General features: G+C 56.7%; 18 protein-coding genes. 4 read left to right on the plus strand and 14 right to left on the minus strand.

Features of this window, described 5'->3' with window-relative positions; all coding sequences use genetic code 11:
• Positions 1 to 14: 14 nt before the first annotated feature.
• Genes J5069_RS16270 through J5069_RS16280 form a run of 3 tightly spaced genes read right to left on the minus strand, consistent with a single transcriptional unit; the run spans position 15 to position 3,183 of the window.
• Positions 15 to 824, minus strand: coding sequence for a transglutaminase family protein (locus J5069_RS16270; RefSeq protein WP_264644870.1), 810 nt, complete (start codon positions 822 to 824; stop codon positions 15 to 17).
• Positions 821 to 1,750 (minus strand): alpha-E domain-containing protein, encoded by a 930-nt coding sequence (locus tag J5069_RS16275; protein ID WP_264644871.1) that lies wholly within the window; start codon positions 1,748 to 1,750, stop codon positions 821 to 823. The genes J5069_RS16270 and J5069_RS16275 overlap by 4 nt, the downstream gene beginning before the upstream one ends.
• Positions 1,744 to 3,183 carry a circularly permuted type 2 ATP-grasp protein gene (locus tag J5069_RS16280; protein ID WP_264644872.1) on the minus strand — a complete coding sequence of 480 codons (1,440 nt, stop codon included), beginning with the start codon at positions 3,181 to 3,183 and terminating at the stop codon, positions 1,744 to 1,746. The genes J5069_RS16275 and J5069_RS16280 overlap by 7 nt, the downstream gene beginning before the upstream one ends.
• A 350-nt stretch (positions 3,184 to 3,533) precedes the next feature.
• On the opposite strand from J5069_RS16280, the gene J5069_RS16285 reads away from it, so the two are divergent.
• Together J5069_RS16285 and J5069_RS16290 are read left to right on the plus strand one after the other, a co-directional pair.
• The gene (locus J5069_RS16285) at positions 3,534 to 3,872 is read left to right on the plus strand and encodes a zinc ribbon domain-containing protein YjdM (protein WP_264624261.1); all 339 of its coding nucleotides are present in this window, start codon (positions 3,534 to 3,536) and stop codon (positions 3,870 to 3,872) included.
• 153 nt (positions 3,873 to 4,025) lie between these two features.
• Positions 4,026 to 4,751, plus strand: a complete 726-nt coding sequence (locus J5069_RS16290) for a sulfite exporter TauE/SafE family protein (RefSeq protein ID WP_264644873.1) — start codon at positions 4,026 to 4,028, stop codon at positions 4,749 to 4,751.
• Here the strand turns inward: J5069_RS16290 and J5069_RS16295 are convergent.
• The 7 genes from J5069_RS16295 to J5069_RS16325 all read right to left on the minus strand — a co-directional run bounded on the left by J5069_RS16295 (position 4,680) and on the right by J5069_RS16325 (position 10,983).
• Positions 4,680 to 5,636, minus strand: a complete 957-nt coding sequence (locus J5069_RS16295; RefSeq protein WP_264644874.1) for a LysR substrate-binding domain-containing protein — start codon at positions 5,634 to 5,636, stop codon at positions 4,680 to 4,682. The genes J5069_RS16290 and J5069_RS16295 overlap by 72 nt on opposite strands.
• 19 nt (positions 5,637 to 5,655) lie before the next feature.
• The gene (yghX, locus tag J5069_RS16300; RefSeq protein ID WP_264644875.1) at positions 5,656 to 6,543 is read right to left on the minus strand and encodes a YghX family hydrolase; all 888 of its coding nucleotides are present in this window, start codon (positions 6,541 to 6,543) and stop codon (positions 5,656 to 5,658) included.
• A 139-nt stretch (positions 6,544 to 6,682) separates the two neighbouring features.
• Positions 6,683 to 7,390: a GGDEF domain-containing protein gene (locus J5069_RS16305; protein ID WP_264644876.1), complete on the minus strand. Its 708-nt coding sequence runs from the start codon at positions 7,388 to 7,390 to the stop codon at positions 6,683 to 6,685.
• Between the two features lie 2 nt (positions 7,391 to 7,392).
• A complete protein-coding gene (locus tag J5069_RS16310; protein ID WP_264644877.1) occupies positions 7,393 to 7,812 on the minus strand; it encodes a DUF1987 domain-containing protein in 420 nt (139 codons plus the stop codon).
• Position 7,813: 1 nt separating this feature from the next.
• Positions 7,814 to 8,422 carry a SiaB family protein kinase gene (locus J5069_RS16315; RefSeq protein WP_264644878.1) on the minus strand — a complete coding sequence of 203 codons (609 nt, stop codon included), beginning with the start codon at positions 8,420 to 8,422 and terminating at the stop codon, positions 7,814 to 7,816.
• A 22-nt stretch (positions 8,423 to 8,444) separates the two neighbouring features.
• Positions 8,445 to 9,668 (minus strand): SpoIIE family protein phosphatase, encoded by a 1,224-nt coding sequence (locus tag J5069_RS16320; RefSeq protein WP_264644879.1) that lies wholly within the window; start codon positions 9,666 to 9,668, stop codon positions 8,445 to 8,447.
• 97 nt (positions 9,669 to 9,765) lie between these two features.
• Positions 9,766 to 10,983 (minus strand): alpha/beta hydrolase, encoded by a 1,218-nt coding sequence (locus tag J5069_RS16325; RefSeq protein WP_413542250.1) that lies wholly within the window; start codon positions 10,981 to 10,983, stop codon positions 9,766 to 9,768.
• Positions 10,984 to 11,290: 307 nt separating this feature from the next.
• On the opposite strand from J5069_RS16325, the gene J5069_RS16330 reads away from it, so the two are divergent.
• The gene (locus tag J5069_RS16330; RefSeq protein WP_264644880.1) at positions 11,291 to 12,022 is read left to right on the plus strand and encodes an FCD domain-containing protein; all 732 of its coding nucleotides are present in this window, start codon (positions 11,291 to 11,293) and stop codon (positions 12,020 to 12,022) included.
• Positions 12,023 to 12,141: 119 nt separating this feature from the next.
• Here J5069_RS16330 and J5069_RS16335 read toward each other — a convergent pair whose 3' ends face one another.
• Positions 12,142 to 13,626 (minus strand): mannitol dehydrogenase family protein, encoded by a 1,485-nt coding sequence (locus J5069_RS16335; protein WP_264644881.1) that lies wholly within the window; start codon positions 13,624 to 13,626, stop codon positions 12,142 to 12,144.
• Between the two features lie 402 nt (positions 13,627 to 14,028).
• Here J5069_RS16335 and uxuA point away from each other — a divergent pair, with 402 nt between their 5' ends.
• The gene (uxuA, locus tag J5069_RS16340; protein WP_264644882.1) at positions 14,029 to 15,219 is read left to right on the plus strand and encodes a mannonate dehydratase; all 1,191 of its coding nucleotides are present in this window, start codon (positions 14,029 to 14,031) and stop codon (positions 15,217 to 15,219) included.
• A gap of 136 nt (positions 15,220 to 15,355) precedes the next feature.
• Here uxuA and J5069_RS16345 read toward each other — a convergent pair whose 3' ends face one another.
• The 3 genes from J5069_RS16345 to J5069_RS16355 form a co-directional block, all read right to left on the minus strand.
• Positions 15,356 to 16,513: an HlyD family efflux transporter periplasmic adaptor subunit gene (locus J5069_RS16345; protein ID WP_264644883.1), complete on the minus strand. Its 1,158-nt coding sequence runs from the start codon at positions 16,511 to 16,513 to the stop codon at positions 15,356 to 15,358.
• 11 nt (positions 16,514 to 16,524) lie between these two features.
• Positions 16,525 to 18,663: a type I secretion system permease/ATPase gene (locus J5069_RS16350; RefSeq protein WP_264644884.1), complete on the minus strand. Its 2,139-nt coding sequence runs from the start codon at positions 18,661 to 18,663 to the stop codon at positions 16,525 to 16,527.
• 77 nt (positions 18,664 to 18,740) lie between these two features.
• A complete protein-coding gene (locus J5069_RS16355) occupies positions 18,741 to 20,144 on the minus strand; it encodes a TolC family outer membrane protein (RefSeq protein ID WP_264644885.1) in 1,404 nt (467 codons plus the stop codon).
• Positions 20,145 to 20,157 lie beyond the last annotated feature (13 nt).

The raw sequence follows: 20,157 nt of genomic DNA on the forward strand, positions 1-20,157 counted from the left end.
CGATCATCTCATGGTTATTGCTGCTGCGCCTGTTGTGAAAAGCGCCGCACTTCAGCTTCAGAAAACAGCATTTCGCTTCCGCCACCCAGCCGACTGCCGCGTATCGGGCAGGCATCCAGATAGTCCAACCCGGTCGCCAGACGCAAATGCTGCGTCAGGCTGCGCGAGTTGTTGGTGATATCAAAATTCAGCCAGCGTCCATTCAGCCACACTTCCGCCCAGGCGTGCATCGCCACATGGCGCGAATCCGGGCTATGAACGTAGCCGCTGACATAGCGCGCCGGCAGGTGTAGGCTGCGACAGCAGGCCAGAAACACATGGGTGTGATCCTGACAGACTCCCTGCCCGCGTGTAAAGGCCTGCGCTGCGCTATCTTGCACCTGCGTGGCACCGGGGGTGTAAGGCATACTGACCAACAGCGCCGCCATCAGCGCGTTCAGGCTCTCTTCCGCCGCTTCCGGCCGGTAGTAGCGCAGTGCGAAGGCGCGAATCGGCGCATCCGCCTGCGTCAGCGGCGTGCTGCGCAGGAACACCAGTGGTGACAACAGCTCATTCTCTGGCGCGATATCATCGTTATCGGCAATGTCTACCACACCCTGAGCGTGAATGATGATTTCCTGATGCGGATGATCCAGCGTCAGCACATGCAACACGTTGCCCCAGGTGTCGGTGGTGGTGACAGCGGACCCCTCAGACAGTGTTAACGACCATGAGTCCACGCGCTGGCGGGCGGAATCACGCGGCGTCAAACGCAGATACTGGGTGCTGAATTTCACTTGTTCATCATAGCGATAGCGCGTGAGATGATTAATGGTCAGTTTCATACCGTCTCCAGATAGGTTTGTCGCACGCTGTCAGCCAGCGCGTTGATCCGGGCCAACAGCCCGGTGAGATAGACCTGCATATCCGATTGCGCCAAATCTTCCCGTGTGCTGAAGCGCAGATCGACGTTTAACTGGTGCGCCAGCCGTAACGGCAGGTGAGAGCGGGTGTTAGCGATCTGCTCCAGCTGGCTAACGACGTCTTCGATGCAGGCACGCAGCGAGCGCGGCACGTCGTTGCGTAGGATCAGCAACTCGGCCACCGTATCGCGTGTCACCGGCTGACGATAGATACTGTTATAGGCCTCGCGCGCGCTGACCGCGCGCAGCAGCGTATCCAGCCGATAATATTCACGCACCGGATCGGTGTCGTTATTCAACTGCTGATCTTTGAGCAGCAGCAGTTGCGTGGTGGCGAACGCCCGTTCGATTAGCGTGCCGATACGGATAAAACACAGCGCATCGTTACGCAGCAAGGTGCCGAACACCGCGCCGCGAAACAGATGGGCGCGATCTTTAACCCAGTCAAAGAAGGCATCGATACCAACCTCTTCCACCCCTTTTTGCCGCAGCGTGCGCAACTGAATGCGCGTGGTGTTGATGCACTCCCACACCTCGGCGGAGAGGCTGCCGCGCACCGCATGGGCGTTGTTCCAGGCCATTTCGACGCAACTGTAGATACTGCTGGGGTTATCGCTGTCGAGGGCAAAAAAGTTGATCAGGTTCGCCATGGAAAACTGCGGATAACGCACCTGAAACAGCTCATGGGTCAACGAGAGATTGAGCGGCAGCGCCAAATCGCGCTGCTGCTGACTGTGGCGCGGCACCATCGACAGCTTGTAGGTGACATCGAGCACGCGGGCGAAACTCTCCGCCCGCTCCAGATAACGCGCCATCCAAAACAGTTCACTGGCTGTGCGGCTTAGCATGATTCGTCATCCTCCATTACCCAGGTGTCCTTGGTGCCGCCCCCTTGCGAAGAGTTCACCACCAGCGAGCCTTCGGTGAGCGCCACCCGCGTCAACCCGCCGGGCACCAGGCGGATCTCCTGCCCGTAGAGCACAAAGGGGCGCAGGTCGATATGGCGCGGGGCCAGCCCTTGTTCCACAAAGGTCGGGCAGGTGGAGAGCGCCAGCGTCTCCTGCCCGATGTAGTTCGCCGGGTTGGACAACAAGCGCTGGCGAAATTCCTCTATTTCAGCGCGGCTGGCGCGCGGTCCTACCAGCATGCCGTAGCCGCCTGCACCGTGGACTTCTTTCACCACCATCTGATCCAGATTATCCAACACGAAGCGCAAATCCTCCGGTTTGCGGCACTGCCAGGTGGGGATGTTGTTCAATAGCGGCTCTTCGCTCAGATAGAAACGGATCATCTCCGGTACGTAAGGGTAGATGGATTTATCATCGGCCACACCGGTGCCGATGGCGTTGGCGAGCACCACGCCGCCTGCGCGATACACCGACAGCAGACCCGGCACGCCGAGCATGGAATCAGCGCGGAACGCCAGCGGATCGAGAAAGGCATCATCAAGGCGGCGGTAAATAACATCCACCTTGCGCGGCCCTTCGGTGGTACGCATGTAAACCGCCCCTTCCTTGATAAACAGGTCGGCGCTTTCAACCAGCTCCACCCCCATTTGTTGGGCTAAAAAGCTGTGTTCGAAGTAAGCGCTGTTGAAGCGTCCCGGCGTCATCACCACCACGCAGGGGTCGTCCACCGGTGAGCTTTCGCGCAGGGTTTGCAGCAGGTAACTGGGGTAGCGCTCCACCGGGGCGATATGTTGCTGGGCAAACATATCCGGATAGAGGCGCATCATCATCTTGCGGTTTTCCAGCATGTAAGAGACGCCGGACGGCGTGCGCAGATTATCCTCCAGAACGTAATACTCACCGTCACTGTTGCGCACCATATCGATGCCGGTGATATGGGCATAAATCTGATTGGGCAGGGAGATGCCCTGCATGCAGGGTTGGAATTGCTCGTTTGCCAGCACCTGTTCGGCGGGGATAATGCCCGCTTTGAGGATGTGTTGATCGTGATAGATATCATGCAGAAAGGCATTCAGCGCCTTGACGCGTTGACGAATGCCGCTGTCCAGTTTGCGCCACTCCGCCGCCGGAATAATGCGCGGCACACTGTCAAACGGGATTAACCGTTCGGTGCCCTCATCGTCACCGTAAACGTTAAAGGTGATCCCCACCCGATGAAACAGCAGTTCTGCCTGCTCCTTCTTCTGCCGTACCGATTGCTGATCGGTGCGTTGCAGCCAGCGCCACCATGGATCGTAATGCTGCCGCTGCCGTCCCTCTGCCGTGAGCATTTCATCGTAATAAGGTCCACTAGGAAGCGTTATTTTTATCATTGGCATCTCCGGGCATTACGCAATAAGAAGATAATGGTTGCCATGCATAAAAAATGCCAAATAACGCAATCTTGTTTTTCGCTAGTGCAATCGTGGCGCTTTGCACGCTATTGAGTCAGGAATGCACTGCCAGCGCGCGTTTGTGCCAGACGGTAGTGCGTTCAACGGCGGTGGTTTTGTGTCAATGTGGTGCGCATTGCTTTATCGCTGTGCAGGGCTGCGCCATGGGGTTGCAGGGCGTTTGGCTGTACGCTGTGAGAGAAATAGCGTAAAATAGTGACAATGCATCATGTTTGCTTATGATTTTATTATTTATTTTACCTTTTTATTGAATTTTTAGGAGTCATGCCGTGTCAACCTTACCAAATTGTCCAAAATGCGACTCTGCCTTTACCTGGCAGGCCGATGAACAGCTCAATTGTCCTGAGTGCGGCCACGAGTGGTCCATGAATGCCGAGACCGCTGATGACGACGGGCTGGTAGTGCGTGATGCCAATGGCAACCTGTTGGCCGATGGCGACAGCGTGACGGTTATTAAAGACCTGAAAGTGAAGGGCAGTTCTTCCACGCTGAAGATTGGTACCAAAGTGAAAGGTATCCGTCTGGTCGAAGGTGACCACAACATTGATTGCAAGATTGATGGTTTTGGCCCGATGAAGCTGAAATCCGAATTTGTGAAGAAAAGCTGAGTTTTTTCGCTACGCGCCGCGTTTGCTGCGGCGCGAGCGCGTCTCCTGCAAGTTTTCCCTGAGTCTCCCTCAATAAATTCCCGATCGCGCTTTTGCCGTGCTGTGGGTATTTTCGTGTTACCCCTCAGAATCAGTGGCAAATAAGGATAAGGGATGGTGACGATACTCTGCGTGTTTTTGCTAGCGGGCATGATTAAAGGCATTGTCGGCCTCGGTTTGCCGACGGTCGCCATGGGACTGCTGGCGTTAACCATGCCGCCGACAAGCGCTGCTGCGCTGCTGCTGATCCCCTCTTTCGTCACCAACCTGTGGCAACTGCTTGCTGGCCCGGCATTTTTATTGCTGGCGCGGCGTCTTGGCAGCTTTCTGGTCGCGATACTGATAGGAACGCTGTGGAGCGGCATTCCCAGTCTGGCGGACGCATCGCCATGGGCCCCGGTTTTCCTTGGGGGGATGCTGGTGGTTTATGGCGTGTGGGGGCTGATTGCACGCCGCCTGCCAGCGCCCGGTCGCCATGAAAGCTGGCTTTCTCCGGTCATGGGCTACCTCACCGGAATGATTACAGCGGCGACCGGCGTGTTTGTGATACCGGCGGTGCCTTATTTGCAGTGTCTGGCATTGAAGAAAGATGACCTGGTGCAGGCGCTCGGGCTGGCGTTTACGGTTTCAACGCTCGGGCTGGCACTGTCGTTGGCGCAGGGCGGTGGTCTGCCTGCGTTGAATCTGTCGTTGTCGCTGCTGGCACTGATCCCGGCGCTGCTCGGTATGGTGCTGGGTCAACGGGTGCGAAAATATATTGGTGAAACGCTATTTCGCCGCTGCTTCTTTCTCGGATTGATCGCTCTGGGGCTCACCATGGTGCTCGGCGTCGGGGGCTGATGCCTGTCTGCCGCTTATCTGTTCGACAAATTCCTGAAGGTAGCCAGGCAGTGCGCTGAACTGGCGCGCGCACAGCAACAAGTGGCGCTGCGCCCACGCGTCGCTAAGCGAAATGGCGCGCACCTGCTGCGCATCCGTTTGCGCCAGGGCTTTTTCGGGCACAATCCCGATGCCGAGACCTTGCTGGATTAACCCGATCAACGCCGGGAAATCATTCAAACGCACGCGGTAGTTAAGACGCTTGCCACGCTGGCGCGCATGGTGGTCGATATGCTCCTGCAACGCGCTGCCCAGGTTCAAACCGACAAACTCCGCGTCCAGCAGGGCTTCAAAAGCCAGCACCGGCGAGGCCGCCCACGGTGAAGCGACCGCAGCCGCCACCACCAGCGGATCCAGGCAAAACTCACGGGTTTCCAGACCTTGCAACGGGACTGAATCGGCAACGATACCCAGTTCCGTACGCTGGTTTTTAATCGCATCCACGATCTCGTGGCTGGGCTTTTCGCTGACGCTCAGGGAGATACGCGGGTGGGCGAGCAGATAGTCACTCAAGCGCGACGGAAGATGCAGGCTTAGTGCAGACGCATTGCAGAGCAGGGCGATATGCCCTCGCAACCCGTTGCCAAACTGCTGCAACTCGCTTTGCATATGATTGCGCTGCTGCAATAGCGTATTGGCATGGCGAGCCAGCGCAAAGCCCGCTTCGGTGAGCGTCACGCCGTTACTGACACGGGTTAGCAGCGCCACGCCAAGTGCTTCCTCCATACCGCGAATACGCTCGCTGGCGGCCTGAAGTGTCAGGTGTGAGCGAGCGGCGCCAGCGGTGATGCTGCCCGCTTGCTGCACATGAAGAAACAGACGCAAATCAGTGAAATCAAAGCGCATGGTTTATCCTGAACATACGCTAGACCAGATAGCGCCGGAACCAGGCCAGAGTGCGTTCCCACGCCAGATCGGCGGCAGCCTTGTCATAGCGCGGGGTGGAGTCATTGTGAAAGCCGTGGTTGGTGTTGGGATAAATGTGCGCCTGATACACCTTTTTTCCGGCAATCAGCGCGTTTTCGTAGGTGGGCCAGCCTTCGTTAATACGTTCATCGCGTTCGGCGTAGTGGATCAGCAGCGGTGCCTTGATGCGCTCAACGTCTTCCGGTTTTGGCTGGCGACCATAGAAAGGCACCGCGGCGGCCAGTTCCGGGTAGGCAACCGCTGCCGCATTGGCGACGCCGCCGCCGTAGCAGAAACCGGTGATGCCCACTTTACCGGTACTGTCCGGATGCTTGAGCATAAATTCGACAGCGGCGAAAAAGTCGTTCATCAGTTTAGTGGGATCGACCTTTTGTTGCAGTTCCCGCCCTTTTTCATCATTGCCGGGGTAACCGCCGACGCTGCTCAGCCCGTCAGGGGCCAGCGCGATAAAACCGGCTTTCGCCAGTCGTCGTGCAACGTCTTCAATATAGGGATTGAGGCCGCGGTTTTCGTGCACCACCACCACCGCAGGCACCGGGCCGGTCAGGTTGGCGGGTTTCACCAGATAACCGCGCACGCTGCTGTGTCCATTGGGTGACGGATAGGTGATGTATTCAGGGAGGATATCCGGGTCCGTGAACTCGACCTGCTGTGCCAGCGCGTAGTTAGGGCTCAGCAGCGACAGCAGCGTCATGGCGGTCAGGCCGCCCACCGCATATTTACCTGCACGTTCCAGAAACTCTCGCTTGGTGAGTTTCCCATGCGCATAGTAGTCGTACAGTTCGAGCAGTTCAGGCTGGAAATCTTGTGCAGTAAGACGTGGCATGGTGATACGCTCTCCTTTGGCAACCCATCCAACACGGGCTCTCCTCACTGTAGCAAAAGTGACTCAACGCCGCGCTAATGCGCTCTGGCGTTCCTCGTCATCTTTACCTTTTTTTACGTTGGAGAACGTGGGTACCGGCTTAGCGAAACATCACACGATTACGTCCTTGCTGCTTGGCTTCATACAGCGCCGTATCGGCGGCGTTGTACAGCGTATCAAACCCGGTCGTTGCGGGGGCCCAACTGACGCCAAAGCTGGCGGTCACCGGATAAGCGGGCAGCGCTGCCAGGTTTGAGCGGTTCAGATCGGCATGGATGCGCTGCGCGTACAGGACCGCCTGTTGCAGGGCAACGTTATCCAGCAAAATCGTGAACTCTTCTCCGCCTACGCGCCCAATGCTGCCGACGCCGCCCAATGCGTGACGTACGCGGGTGATCAAATCGCAGATCACTGCATCGCCCGTTGGGTGACCAAAGTTGTCGTTTACCCGCTTGAAATGGTCGATATCCAACACAATCAGCGAGGCCTGGCGCTGCGTGAGCACCGTGCTGATGATGTCGATAATGGCACCACGGTTGTAGACATCCGTGAGCGGATCGTGCGTCGCTTTGTAAGCCAACTCATCGGCCAGTTGATGGAGCTGATGGTTTAGGCGCGTCAATTCGCGCTCTGCCCGATCGCTGCGCGAGATGAGACGGTGGGATTCACGCACCAGACGCTGATAGTGTTCGGTCAGTGCCAGCAGACTATCCCGGTAGACTTCCGCGGGCCTGTCAGGCTGCGAAGCCACGTTGCGCGCGGCGAGCAGGATGTCATATTCCGGGGTGAACAGCTCAAAGGTGCTCATGATTACTCCATGATATGGCCGTGAAAATCCAATGCGGGGAAGTCGATATGCAACTCTTCGCCAAACTCCTGCGCGATATCATCCTCACAATCGTGATACCAGTGCAGGGCGATGGCGAGCGTGTCCTGCGCCGCCAGGTGCAGCACGTTGAGCAAGCTGAACAGCATCTTGGTGCTGGAACTGTTGAAATAGCTCAGCGAAATATGCACTTCGATTTCGGTTGCGGGCGCATCATCGCGGTGCGATAGCTCAGTCAGGTAGGCTTCTACCTTCTCGATCAGCGGCCGGTAAAACGCGGCGGCGTTCTCTGGGTAAGATTCGCCGGAAAGGGATAACCGATGTGTGTCAAAACAAAAATCAACGCTGGGGGTGGATGCTGTCCCGGCGAGATGAACATTATCGATGCGAGTTATGTTTATCATTTCAGATGATCGCCTTCAGATAAAACGTGGATAACCCCGTTGATTCATCTGATTGAAAGGTGAATTGCAACGGTTCGCTGGCGTCTCGCGCCACGGTTAACAGCCCGATATCCGCACCTTTGCTCCATGCGGGGGCTTCCTGACGCAGTGAGGCTTTGTAGGCCACTTTGATTTCGTCTGCCGTCATGGCCCGCAGCGGTTCCAGCCGAACCCGCAGTTTCTCCATATCCTCGGGATGCACCGGGTTGGCGCACCACAGGAAATACTTTCCATCTTCCCACCCAAGGCAGACGGAGCCTTGTCGCGCTTCCTGCTGCTGGTCGGGCGTGGTTAACGGTAATGCGGAGTAACGGGTGATGTTTTGGCCCATTTCAATAAAGCTGGAGAACAATTTGCGGCGCACTGGGGAGGGCACCTCGGTTTTCTCAAGCTGGAGGCGTAGCGTTTCTGCCAGCGAGCTGATGATGCTCTGCGAGAAGTAGCCGATATAGTAGAGCGAGATATCGCGCGCCACGCCGGTGTGAAACAGCGCGCCGTTTGGGGATGCATACTCTCCTGGCGTATTGCCGGGAAAGGTGGAAGGTGAGGTGCCGTGGTGTTGAATAGCCATGGTCAAGGTCGCCTGGTTGTAATCACTGTCTAAAGCCCCAAAAGGTCAGGTCGTCCCGTCGGGGCTGCTGACCCTGGTAGCGTTGATGCTCTTGTTGTAATTGTTGGGCCAGTGCGGGCATCGGCAACGCGCGGTGGTGCAGCAGTGCGGCCTGAAGCCGACGTTTGCCAAACATGATGCGCCGCTCACCGCCAACCTGATCGGTTAATCCATCCGTGGTGGTGAAAAATAGGTCTCGATCTGCCAGGGTTAAGCGATGGTTAGTCCAGACATAGTCGTAGGGGGTATCGGTGTAGCCGACACCCATGCGATCGGCAGCCAGTGGGCGCACCTCGTTATCATCCTGTGCCAGCATAAATGCCGCCATGCGCGCGCTGGCCCAGGTCAGGCCACGTGTGGCCGTGTTCATGTGCACCGCGATGATGTCGCAACCATCGTTTGAGCCGCTGTCTCCGTTCTGCTGCTGTCCCAGCGTGTTTTTGATATAGCGGTTGATAATTTGCAGCAGCTGCGCCGGATCGTCGGGGGGGCAGGTAACCAGCGCGTGTTCCAGCGCCGAGGCAAAGATTAAGGTCATAAACGCGCCGGGCACACCGTGACCAGTGCAATCGATCACCACCGCCAGCCAGCCATCCGCCGTGGTTTTAAACGCGTAGCAATCGCCCCCCACGCAGTCGCGCGGTTGCCATGCCAGACACCAGTCGCTCAGCGTGACAGACATGGTTTGCGACGAGGTGGACATCATCGCCTGTTGGATAATGCTGGCGTACTCGATACTTTGCATCACCTGCTGATGTTGTTGCAGATGCATGTCCGATACCGCTTTAATCAGATCGATACCCAACCCAATGCCCAGATAGGTGCCTTCGCGGGTGATGATAAAACCATCGGTAAGCGATTTATCTCCGGAAATAACCGTTTGATCGGCAACGGTATTCAGCGATGCGTTGGCATCGACAATCAGCGGATTTTTGTCCATAAATGCGATGCAGCTTTTTTTGTCATACAGCTCGCGATAAAACGGACGCGACATTTGCGACAAAAAAATATGGCGGTTGATAAGCCCGAATGGTCTGCCTTTTTCTACCACTGGCAAGCTGACCAATTCTTTGTATTTATTGAAAAGCTGCAAGACCGTGGCGTTATCCGTTTCGGGGCTGGCCTCCGGCGTAGCAATGCACAAGTCGGCGGCCGTGGGTGCGCCTCGGTAGGGTCTGTTCAGCGATAACTCGGGTGTGGCGTCCATTGGGTCACTATCAGTCCAGTGTAGGGGGAACCGTATTCCCCCCACACTTTACCGGGTATTAATGACGCTATTGTGACGCCGATTTTTCTTGTCACGATCACGGTGCTGCGCTAACGGTCCCTTCGCTGCTCAATACGCTCGCCATGACCTGGTTTTGCCAGTCGAAATAGGGGTTAAAGGTTAAACGGATATGCGTTTTTCCTGGTTCCTGGTAGCCCCAGTCGGAATACCACACGTCCTCGCGTTGCTTGCAGTCATTGGCGGCGGGCGTGGTGGGGCCGTTAGAACACAGACGCAATGTCCCTGTCCGCCCATAGAGCGGATTATCGGGAGAAAACAGCACCGACATGTGGGAAAACTGGCTGATACGCCATTCCGGCAGGCGATCGGAACGCACCAGCACGCGCTCGGATACCGGCTGTGCCGGGGGATTACCGTACCAGATGACGCGACTGGCTGGGTGAGGGAACGCCTTGTCAAACTGCGCCAACATGGCGGCGGTGTCGAGCACCGAATCGTGCTGCGCCAGCACCATCAGCACCGGCTTGTCATAAGGGCTTTTTGCCAGCAAATGGCGCACATTGGCGCTGGAGTAATAAAATTGCGCGAAACCGTTGGTAGGCACGCGCAGATAGCGCGTGGCAATCTGCTGTGGCTGCCCCGGTCGCGGCGGGCGCAGCCAATCGGTCACGGAGGCCAGTAACGGAGCCAGAAAATCGAGCGGTTCATCGGAGCGGATGGCGGGCGAAAACAGCACCAGCCCCTGAATGTCCGGATGCTGTAAGGCGTATTCCAACACCAGATTACCGCCCGTCGAGAAGCCGCCCAGATAGACTTCGCCCACTTCTTGGTGCAGCAAGGCAGCCTGCTCAGCTACCACGCGCCGCCAGTCTTCCACCGACACCGGCATCAAGTCAGCGGGTTGTGTGCCATGGCCGGGCAAAAGCACGGTACGCACCAGAAACCCGCGTTGCGTCAGCGCCGGAATGATATCGGTAAACGAACCGGGGGAATCCCCCAGACCGTGCACCAGCAATATGCCTTTGCGCGCGGTACCTGCCGGTCGGGTTTCCGACGGCGTGTTCCAGGTTAATTCCAACGCCTTATCCAGCGTTTGAAAACGCCGATGCTCCTCAACCCAGCGTGTGGTTTCCTGCTGATAGCGGGCGAACGTTGGCTGCCCTAACGGGGTGATCGGCGGCGGCGTACGGCTACAGGCGCTCAAAAACGCCAGCAGTATCAACACACACAGGCCGCGCCAGTAGCGTGAGCCAGATAAAGGCGCAGAGCGCATCAATGCCATCGGTGAATCCATGTTTTTATCCGGTGAAAAGTGTTATCCGGTGAAATAAGCGCAGGAAGGCTATCGAACCGATAATAGAGAATGGCGGATTTTTCGGCAACGAATTTGCATGTGCTGGCAACAGTGGTCAACCGCCGTGGTAAGCGGTCAGCTAACTCAGGCGTGCTCTGCGCTGCGGAGGATGCGGTTTGCTAAAATGCGCACCCGGTGGCAATTTATGTGACAGCTTCATGTTATACTTGCGTCAGATTTGCGTATTTTTTATTCTTTGGTCAGGCCAATTTTGCGCCATCGTTGTTTGTGAAGGAAAAACAATAAGATGCGATTATATCAAGACATTGGTAACAAGATTCGGACAGATATTCTGGCCGGCAAATATCAGGTGGGTGATCGTCTTCCTCCCGAACGTGATATCGCAGAGGTTTTTTCCGTCAGCCGCAGTGTGGTGCGTGAAGCCTTGATCATGCTGGAACTTGAGAAGCTGATTGAAGTGCGTAAAGGCTCCGGCGTGTATGTGATTCAGATTCCGACCGAAGATAAGAACCGTAATGCGGATAGCGGTTACGGTCCGTTTGAGCTGATGCAGGCGCGTCAATTGCTCGAGAGCGAAGTGGCGGCGTTTGCAGCGATGCAGGCGACCAAGACCGATATTCTCAAGATGAAGCAGGCTATCGATCAGGAGCGGCAGGCGCTGGATAACGGCAGCGTAGACGAGAGTGCGGACGAGCTGTTTCACTGCCTGCTGGCACAATCGACGCAAAACAGCGTGCTGGCCAATATGGTTTATGAAGTGTGGCAGGCGCGTAAACGCAGTTCCATGTGGCGCGGCCTGCATTCGCACACGGTAGATTTCAGCTACCAGCGCCAATGGCTGGACGATCACCAGCGCATTCTGCGTGCGGTGACCCGTCGCGATGCCAAACAAGCGCGTCAGGAGATGTGGCAGCATCTGGAGAATGTGAAGCATAAACTGCTGGAAATTTCGGATGTCGACGATCCGGCGTTTGACGGTTATCTGTTTGAATCGGTGCCTGCGCCGCAGGAATCCTGATAACCAGGGTTCCAGCGCTTCCTGCAAGAGATTCCCTTACCGGCGGGGATCTCTTGCCAGGCTACAGGCGTTTCTTCTGTACCAGGTCCCCGGCCTACGCCGAGGACGACGATGGGATATTACAGCGTTGAGACCGCCGCTTTTGCGCCTTTCTCACTCAGCAGCAGGTACGCTTTGGTGACGCGGCGTACAAACTCTTCGTTGTTCGCCAGATCATCGCCAAAGATAGCCGTCAACCCTAACAGGCCCTGCACGCGTGCTGCACCGTCTTGCGTGGCATCGACGATAGCACGCAGTTGTGCTGCCATTGGGTCACGCACGTCAATGGTTTGACCCGCGTCATCCACGCCGCCCACATAGCGCATCCAACCGGCGATACCCAGCGTCAGGCAACTGTAATCGCTACCGTTTTGCAGGTGCCAGCGCACGGATTCGACCATACGCTGCGGCAGCTTCTGCGTGCCGTCCATGGCGATTTGCCAGGTGCGGTGTTTCAGCGCCGGGTTGGTGAAACGGGCAATCAACTGTGCGGCATAGCCCGGTAAATCCTCGTTAACGTGCAGCGTCGGTGCCTGTTCTTCCAGCATCAAGCGCTGAGTCGCACGACGGTAGTGGGCATCCGCCATACAGTCGTTAATGTGTTCGTAACCGGCCAGGTAGCCCAGATAGGCCAGGAAGGAGTGGCTGCCATTCAGCATGCGCAGTTTCATCTCTTCGAACGGCAGAACGTCATTCACCAGCTGTGCGCCGGCCACTTCCCACTGTGGGCGCCCCGCCACAAAGTTGTCTTCCACTACCCATTGAATAAAGGGTTCGCAGGCGATGCCTACCGGATCGGCGACGCCGATAGCCTGTTCCACTTCTGCCAGCGTTTCCGGCGTAGCGGCTGGCACGATACGGTCCACCATGGTGTTGGGGAAGGTGACATTGGCTGCGATCCACTCCGCCAGCTCAGCGCTGCGCAGACGAGCCAGCTCCAGTACCGCACGTTTCACCACGTTGCCGTTTTCCGGCATGTTATCGCAAGACAGCACGGTAAACGGTTTCAGGCCACGTTCACGACGCACGCGCAGTGCTTCCACCAGCAGACCCGGCGCAGACGCGGGCGCGGTCGGCAGTTCCAAATCTTGCTTGATCAGCGGGTTGTTGATGTCTACGCCACCGCTGGTGCGATCGATGCAGTAGCCTTTCTCGGTGACGGTCAGAGAAACGATGTTAACCTGCGGCTCTGCCAGTTTTTCCACCACGGCGTAGATGCCTTCCAGACGTGCATGCAACGATTCGTGGACCGAACCGATAACAATGGCCTGGCTGCCTTCAGCCCCTTTTTCCAGCACGGTGTAGCGGTGGTCTTGCTCACGCAATTGGCTAATCAGGCTTTCACCGCCAAACAGGATCACTTCACAGTAGCCCCAGTCACCGCCTTGTTGACTCAGAACACGGTCGGTAAGCAGTGCCTGATGCGCGCGGTGAAACGCGCCAAAACCGATGTGCACCATACGGCTTGTCAGTACATTACGATCGTACTGCGGCTGGCGCACGGCTTCTGGCAGCGGGGTGTTGGCAAGGGTGGCGTGATGCGTTGCGGTGGTCGACGTTGTCATAACAATATCCCTGAGTACGGTAGGCCATCATGCGTTAGCGCGTTCACTCGCCCTTGACGGTGGAGAGTGTAGGAGCGCAAGGTGAAAAGTGGCCTGACCAAATAATGTAAAAAGACGCTTTGGTATAAAGTTTCACGGCAAAACTGTACTTGTTTCCGAATAAAAAGCCAATTTGTTTGTCCAAAAAGCATTATTTTGGTGATATTGGTCAACCTATTTTGTTTTCTTGTTGGTGCTTTTCATCGGCTGGTGTAGGCTGTCATTGGAATGATAAACAAAATTGGTCGGCCTGTTCACCACTTTGGTTGATGAGATTGATGACCAGTCGCCCCGCAGCGATTGCCGTGGACCGGGAACAGCGCAAGAGATGATTTTACAAGTTATTGATTAAGGGTAATAAAGATGGAACAAACCTGGCGTTGGTATGGCCCGAACGATCCTGTCTCTCTGGACGATGTCCGTCAGGCGGGGGCGACGGGTGTGGTAACCGCATTACACCACATCGCGAATGGCGAAGTCTGGACAGTCGAAGAGATCGAAAAACGCAAAGCCGAATTGAAAGCCAAAGGTCTGGTGTGGTCGGTGGTTGAGAGTGTGCCGATCCACGAAGATATCAAAACGCAAACCGGTCGCTATCAGCACTATATTGCTAACTACCAGCAATCACTGCGCAATCTGGCGCAGTGCGGCATCGACACCGTGTGCTACAACTTTATGCCGATTCTGGACTGGACGCGTACCGATCTGGAATACCCACTGCCGGACGGCTCCAAAGCGCTGCGCTTTGATCAAATCGCGTTTGCGGCGTTTGAACTGCACATTCTCAAGCGTGACGGTGCAAAGAACGATTACACCGAGCAAGAGCAGGCGCAGGCTGCCGCTTACTTTGAAGCGATGACCGAAGCGGATATCGCGCGTTTGACCGGCAATATCATTGCCGGTCTGCCGGGTGCGGAAGAGGGTTATACCCTGGATCAGTTCCGCGCGCGTCTGGCGGAATATGACGGTATTGACCATGCCAAGCTGCGTGAACATCTGGGCTACTTCCTCAAGCAGATCGTACCGGTTGCCGAAGAAGCGGGTATCCGCATGGCGATCCATCCGGACGATCCGCCGCGTCCGATTTTGGGGCTGCCGCGCGTGGTATCCACCATTGAAGACATGCAGTGGATGAAAGAGACCGTGGATAATATCCACAACGGTTTCACCATGTGTACCGGTTCTTACGGCGTGCGTGCGGATAACGATCTGGTCAAGATGATCGAAACCTTTGGCGATCGTATTCACTTCACCCACCTGCGTGCGACCTGTCGCGAACAGAATCCGAAAACCTTCCACGAAGCAGCGCATCTGGGCGGCGACGTGAACATGGTGGCAGTGGTGAAAGCGATCCTGACGGAAGAATCACGCCGTAAAGCGGCGGGCGATCTGCGTCCGATTCCGATGCGCCCTGACCATGGTCATCAGATGCTCGACGATCTGAAGAAGAAAACCAACCCCGGTTACTCGGCTATCGGCCGTCTGAAAGGGCTGGCGGAAGTGCGCGGCGTTGAGTTGGCGCTCAAGCAAGTGTTCTTCCCTGAACTGCTGTAATATTTCCAAAACCTCCGTCATTCCCACGAAAGTGGGAATCTGTTGCAGGTGAAATGCGTTTCTTCTGACAGAGATCCCCGGCTTTCGCCGGGGATGACGAAGGATAAAGTGGCGTTTTTTGTCTTCTGATGAGGCGCTAGCGTTCACGCAGCGCCTCATTCACTTTATTGAGCGGCTTAATCAAGTAATCGAGCACGCTTTTTTGTCCGGTTTTAATCTCCACATTGGCCATCATGCCGGGAACAATGGCAAACCGGTCGCCGTTTTTATTGGTCAACCCACTCTCCAGCGTGCGCACATAAACCCGGTAATAATACTGATCGCGCCGCACCTCATCTTGCAACGTATCCGGCGAAACGCTTTCCACCTCACCGTTAAGATCGCCATAAATGGATGAATCATAGGCGGTAATTTTTACAATGGCAGGCAATCCAGGGCGGATATAGGCGATATCGCGCGGGTTGACGCGGGTTTCAATCAGCAGCTTGTCTTCCAGCGGTACGATTTCCATTAACTTGCCGCCGGGTTGCAGTACGCCACCGACGGTGGTGACCTGAATGTCTTTGACGATACCGCGCACCGGTGAAGTGAGAGTAGCACGCCGTAGCTGATCGGCCTTGCCGTTGACCACTTCCAGTTGTGCTTCCAGGTCGGCGTTATTTTTGACCTGCTCTTCGCGCGCTCTCACGGCATACAGATTGCGTGCTTCATCGATCTTGCCGCGAATTTCACTGATTTGCCGTCGCAGCCGGATCACTTCGACCGCACTGGCCGCGCCGCGTGCCACCAGCGGTTCAGTCATTTTCAATTCCTGCTCCACCAGTCGCATCGATTGTTGCAGGTTAAGCACCGTTTCATCACGGTTACGCAGGCGGGATTCATACAACTGACGTTCGCGCGCCGCCAGGTTGGGATCTTTCAATGTCCCTTCACTAAAGCGCAGCGGCTCTCCGCTCAGTTCCGCGCGCAACCGTTCCGCCGAGGCGCGCAGGGTGGTGACGCGTGAAAAGGCCTCTCCATAAACGGACTGGGCGCGATTGATGTCCAATTGTGCCAGCGTCTGGCCTTTTTCCACGATATTACCTTGCTGGACGTACAGATTATCGATGACACCACCATCAAGACTTTCAATCACTTGGGCTCGCGTGGAGGGGGTGACTTTGCCACTGCCGATGGTGACTTCATCAAGGATGGCAATTTTTGCCCAGACGAAAAATACCACCAACCCGAGCAGCGTCAGCCAAATCACTCTGGAGGAGGCTTTCCCTTTTGCGCTGAACAGCGTCTTGTTCATATTTCTCTCCCTCAGGCGACCTGCTGCGCGTTATCCAGCGGCTTGCTGACCGCCTTGAGTATCTGTTCTTTGGGGCCATCGGCAATAATGCGCCCGTTGTCGATGACGATCAGCCTGTCAACCAGCTTGAGCAAGGCTGGGCGGTGCGTCACCAGCACCAGCGTGCGTCCTTCCAGCCAGCTTTTCATCTGGCGTATAACCTGTTCTTCCAGTTGCTCATCCATCGAGGCCGTAGGTTCATCCATTAGCACGATCTGCGGGTTGCGCAGGATAAGACGGCTCAACAGCACCATCTGACGCTGCCCGCCGGACAGGCCGCGTCCGCCTTCCTGAATGATGCGCTCAAGGCTGGAGGCATCCTGCTGCACCATGCTGAGCGCCCCGCTGATACGCAGCGCTGCCAGTAATTCCTGCTCGCTGGCGTGGGGGTTACCCAGCATCAGGTTTTGCCTGAGACTGCCAAAGAACAGCCGGGAATCCTGAGAAAGAAAGCCTACCTGGCGGCGCATGTCTGCCGGGTCGATGTGCGCCATGTCGACGCCGTCCAACGTCACTTTGCCGCGCGTTGCGGTCGCCTGCCCGGCGAGCAATTTGAGCAGCGTGGATTTTCCGCTGCCGACCTTGCCCAATATCGCCACGCGTTCGGCGGGTTTGATATCCAGCGTGTTGATAAACACCGCGTTATTTCCCTTTTCCGGGTCGTAGCTGTACTGCGCTTGCGTCACCTGATAGTGCCCTTGCAGCACCGGGCAGTGGGCGATTTCTTGCGCCTCAGGCCGGTCGAGCGGTTTTTGCAGCAGTTCATCCAGGCCGGTCAGGGCATTTTTGGCGTGCTGCCAGCGCGAGAACACCATGGTCAGTTGCATCAGCGGGGCGATGGTGCGTGATGACAATAGGCTACACGCCACCAGCGTACCGGTGGTGATGTCGCCAGCCAATACCTGATAGCTGCCGAACACTAACATGCCGGCATAGGTAAGCTGCTGTACCGTTGACGCCCATCCGGTCAGACGCGCGCCCCACAGACGCTGCTTCATGCCGACGGCGGCGCTTACCTCGTGAGTTTGCTCCCACTGCCGTTGGAAATAGGGTTCCGCCTGAAGTGCCTTGATGTCTTCGACGCCTTCAATGGATTCCACCAGCACCGCGTTGCGCAGCGCGCTCTCGCGCATGCCGTCTTTAGCCAGTTTCGCCATCGGCCATTGCAGCAAGATGCCGGGGATGACAATCAGCGGGATTGCCAGCATGGGAATAAACACCAGAGGACCGCCAATAAACGACATCAGCGCCAGAAACAGCAGCACAAAAGGCATGTCTGCCGCCGCGCCGACGGTGGTTGAAGTCAGTAATTCACGTACCTGATCGATTTCTCGTAGCTGGGAAATAAACGAGCCGGTGGATTTGGGGCGCGCTTCATTCTTGATCGCCAACGCGCGGGCGAACAGCATACCGGAAACACGCAGGTCGATCTGCTTGCCCATCAAATCGGAGATCACGGTGCGGGATAAACGAATCGCGTATTCAATGGCGGCTGCCAGCAGCACGCCGCCAAACAGCACCCACAGCGTGGGCATCGACTGCGAAGGGATAACGCGATCGTAGACCTGCATCGAAAAGAGAATGCCCGCCAGTGCCAGCACATTGCCGATGATAGAGGCCAGCGCCACTTCGCCAATCTGCCGTTTGGCATGGGCAAAGTGCTGCCAGAACCAGTGCTTACGGTAGGGTTTGACGAAATCATCGATGCGGGCATCGCGGCCGCGCTCGGCAATGCCCGTGAGCACCAGCGTGTCCTGAATCTGCGATTGCAACGTATCCTTGTCGATTTTGCGCTGCAAATCGCCGCCGTCGCTGCGCCAGTACAGCAGATTCTGGTCTTCGTCGATGGCTTCGATCACCAGCACGCTGCCGTCATGGGCGGCGGCCAGCACCGGAAGAATGCTGGGGCTCCAGCGCAAGCGATCCCAGCGGCACAGACTGGTGTGCAGACCCATCAGGCGTGCTATCTGTTCCAGCTTGCGCGCCAGCGGCAGTTGTTCATGCCAGCGCATCTGTTGTGCAACAGTGCGCACATCAATCACGTGCCCATAATGAGCGGCTGTTCTTGCCAGTGCGGCGATCCATATTTCTGTGGTGGCAGACGCAGTCATGCAATCTCCTGTGAATAAACACGTGGTTAACAGCCACTTGTTACGTCATTACCCTTGATGCCATGACAACGACACCCTTACAGCGATGGCAGCCGATCGCCATTGGCTTTTTCTCGTTCGATGCCAAGCATATCCAGCAGATTATCGACGGCCGCCGCGTAGTTGACCGTGGCATCCCAGCCGTCAAACTGCGCCGTGGCGCGGGCGTTTTCAGCCTGAAGCACGTCCTGCTCCACGCTCAGCAGGTCGTTAAGGCTGCGTTTGCTCAGGCGATATTCGTCGCGATAGACATCGCGGGTATAGTTGGCGCTGGTGAGCTGGCGTTCGCTGGCGGCCTGGCGTTGCTGCGCGCCGATCATATCGGCATAGGAGGTGGCCGCGCGCTGGTTGATATCCAGCTTGGCGGCTTCCACCTCTGCCTGTGCGGCTTCGCGGGCATGTTGGGCGGCATCAATCTGTGCGCTGATGGCACCGCCCTGATAGATAGGCGCTTCCACCAGCAGTCGCACCTGATCGTCCCAGTAGGCGCGGTTGCGGGTATCGTTGCGGGCGCGTGCCGCCTGCACCGAGAAACTGGGCCAATGTTTGGCTTCTGCCTGCCTGATACGCTGGCGGGCCGCTTCCTGACGCGACTGTGCGCTGCGCACCAGCGCGCTTTGCTCGTAGGGTAACGCCTGTAAGGTGACCTGCTGCTGTAGCAGCGTCTGCGGCAAATCCGGTAGGCGCGCGGGCACCACGCCGGTTAACACGGTCAATTGCGCCAGTGCGGAGCGCTGCTGTGCACGATATTGCTCAAGTGTGGCGACGGTGCCCGCAATACGCGTCTCGGCCTGCAACACATCGGATTGAGAATTGAGTCCGGCTTGCGCGCGCATTTGTGCGATGGCTTTCACGGCTTCCAGCGAGGTGATATGCCGCTCCGCCGAGGCCGATAGCGTTTGATAGCGCTTGACCTGTAAATAGGCCAGCAGCGTTTGTTGACCGACGCCGGTCATGATGCTGTAGAGCTGGTAGCGATAAGCCTCCGAGAGGTGATGCTGTTCGTCTATGCTACTGCCGGTTTTACCGAAATCGTAGATAAGCTGGGTTAACGAGACGCCCGCCGAGGTGGTACGGCCGCGCGTGCCGAGGCTATCACTTTGATTTTGTCGACCAACGCCGCCGTTCAGCCCAATCTGTGGCATCCAGGCGCTTTCGGCCAGTTTCAGTTCGCTGGCACCGATACGGATTTGTGCTGCTGCCTGGGCGATTTGTGGATTTCGGGCAAAGGCACGCAGAATAGCCTGCTCCAGGCTGAGACTGTCGATCTGCTGTTCACTGGGGGCTGCCTGCCAGGTCACTCCCAGTTGTTGTGCCAACGCAGGCGTTCCCCCTAGCGTGGCGGTGAAAAGAAAAAGCAGGCTCAGACGGCGTAAGGCTGTCCCTGAGTATGGCTGTAAAATGTCATTCCTGACAAAAAAAGAGCGCTTAATTTTCAACATTATCAACACCCTG

The sequence above is a fragment of the Candidatus Symbiopectobacterium sp. NZEC127 genome (genome assembly GCF_025962675.1).
Taxonomy (GTDB): Bacteria; Pseudomonadota; Gammaproteobacteria; order Enterobacterales; family Enterobacteriaceae; genus Symbiopectobacterium.

Coding starts and splice junctions, on each gene's coding strand:
- J5069_RS16270 (WP_264644870.1), bottom strand. CDS start 824: ATGAAACTGACCATTAATCATCTCACGCGCTATCGCTATGATGAACAA.
- yghX (WP_264644875.1), bottom strand. CDS start 6,543: ATGCCACGTCTTACTGCACAAGATTTCCAGCCTGAACTGCTCGAACTG.
- J5069_RS16335 (WP_264644881.1), bottom strand. CDS start 13,626: ATGACAACGTCGACCACCGCAACGCATCACGCCACCCTTGCCAACACC.
- J5069_RS16295 (WP_264644874.1), bottom strand. CDS start 5,636: ATGCGCTTTGATTTCACTGATTTGCGTCTGTTTCTTCATGTGCAGCAA.
- J5069_RS16330 (WP_264644880.1), top strand. CDS start 11,291: ATGCGATTATATCAAGACATTGGTAACAAGATTCGGACAGATATTCTG.
- uxuA (WP_264644882.1), top strand. CDS start 14,029: ATGGAACAAACCTGGCGTTGGTATGGCCCGAACGATCCTGTCTCTCTG.
- J5069_RS16280 (WP_264644872.1), bottom strand. CDS start 3,183: ATGATAAAAATAACGCTTCCTAGTGGACCTTATTACGATGAAATGCTC.
- J5069_RS16325 (WP_413542250.1), bottom strand. CDS start 10,983: ATGGATTCACCGATGGCATTGATGCGCTCTGCGCCTTTATCTGGCTCA.
- J5069_RS16290 (WP_264644873.1), top strand. CDS start 4,026: ATGGTGACGATACTCTGCGTGTTTTTGCTAGCGGGCATGATTAAAGGC.
- J5069_RS16350 (WP_264644884.1), bottom strand. CDS start 18,663: ATGACTGCGTCTGCCACCACAGAAATATGGATCGCCGCACTGGCAAGA.
- J5069_RS16310 (WP_264644877.1), bottom strand. CDS start 7,812: ATGATAAACATAACTCGCATCGATAATGTTCATCTCGCCGGGACAGCA.
- J5069_RS16275 (WP_264644871.1), bottom strand. CDS start 1,750: ATGCTAAGCCGCACAGCCAGTGAACTGTTTTGGATGGCGCGTTATCTG.
- J5069_RS16305 (WP_264644876.1), bottom strand. CDS start 7,390: ATGAGCACCTTTGAGCTGTTCACCCCGGAATATGACATCCTGCTCGCC.
- J5069_RS16345 (WP_264644883.1), bottom strand. CDS start 16,513: ATGAACAAGACGCTGTTCAGCGCAAAAGGGAAAGCCTCCTCCAGAGTG.
- J5069_RS16320 (WP_264644879.1), bottom strand. CDS start 9,668: ATGGACGCCACACCCGAGTTATCGCTGAACAGACCCTACCGAGGCGCA.
- J5069_RS16315 (WP_264644878.1), bottom strand. CDS start 8,422: ATGGCTATTCAACACCACGGCACCTCACCTTCCACCTTTCCCGGCAAT.
- J5069_RS16355 (WP_264644885.1), bottom strand. CDS start 20,144: ATGTTGAAAATTAAGCGCTCTTTTTTTGTCAGGAATGACATTTTACAG.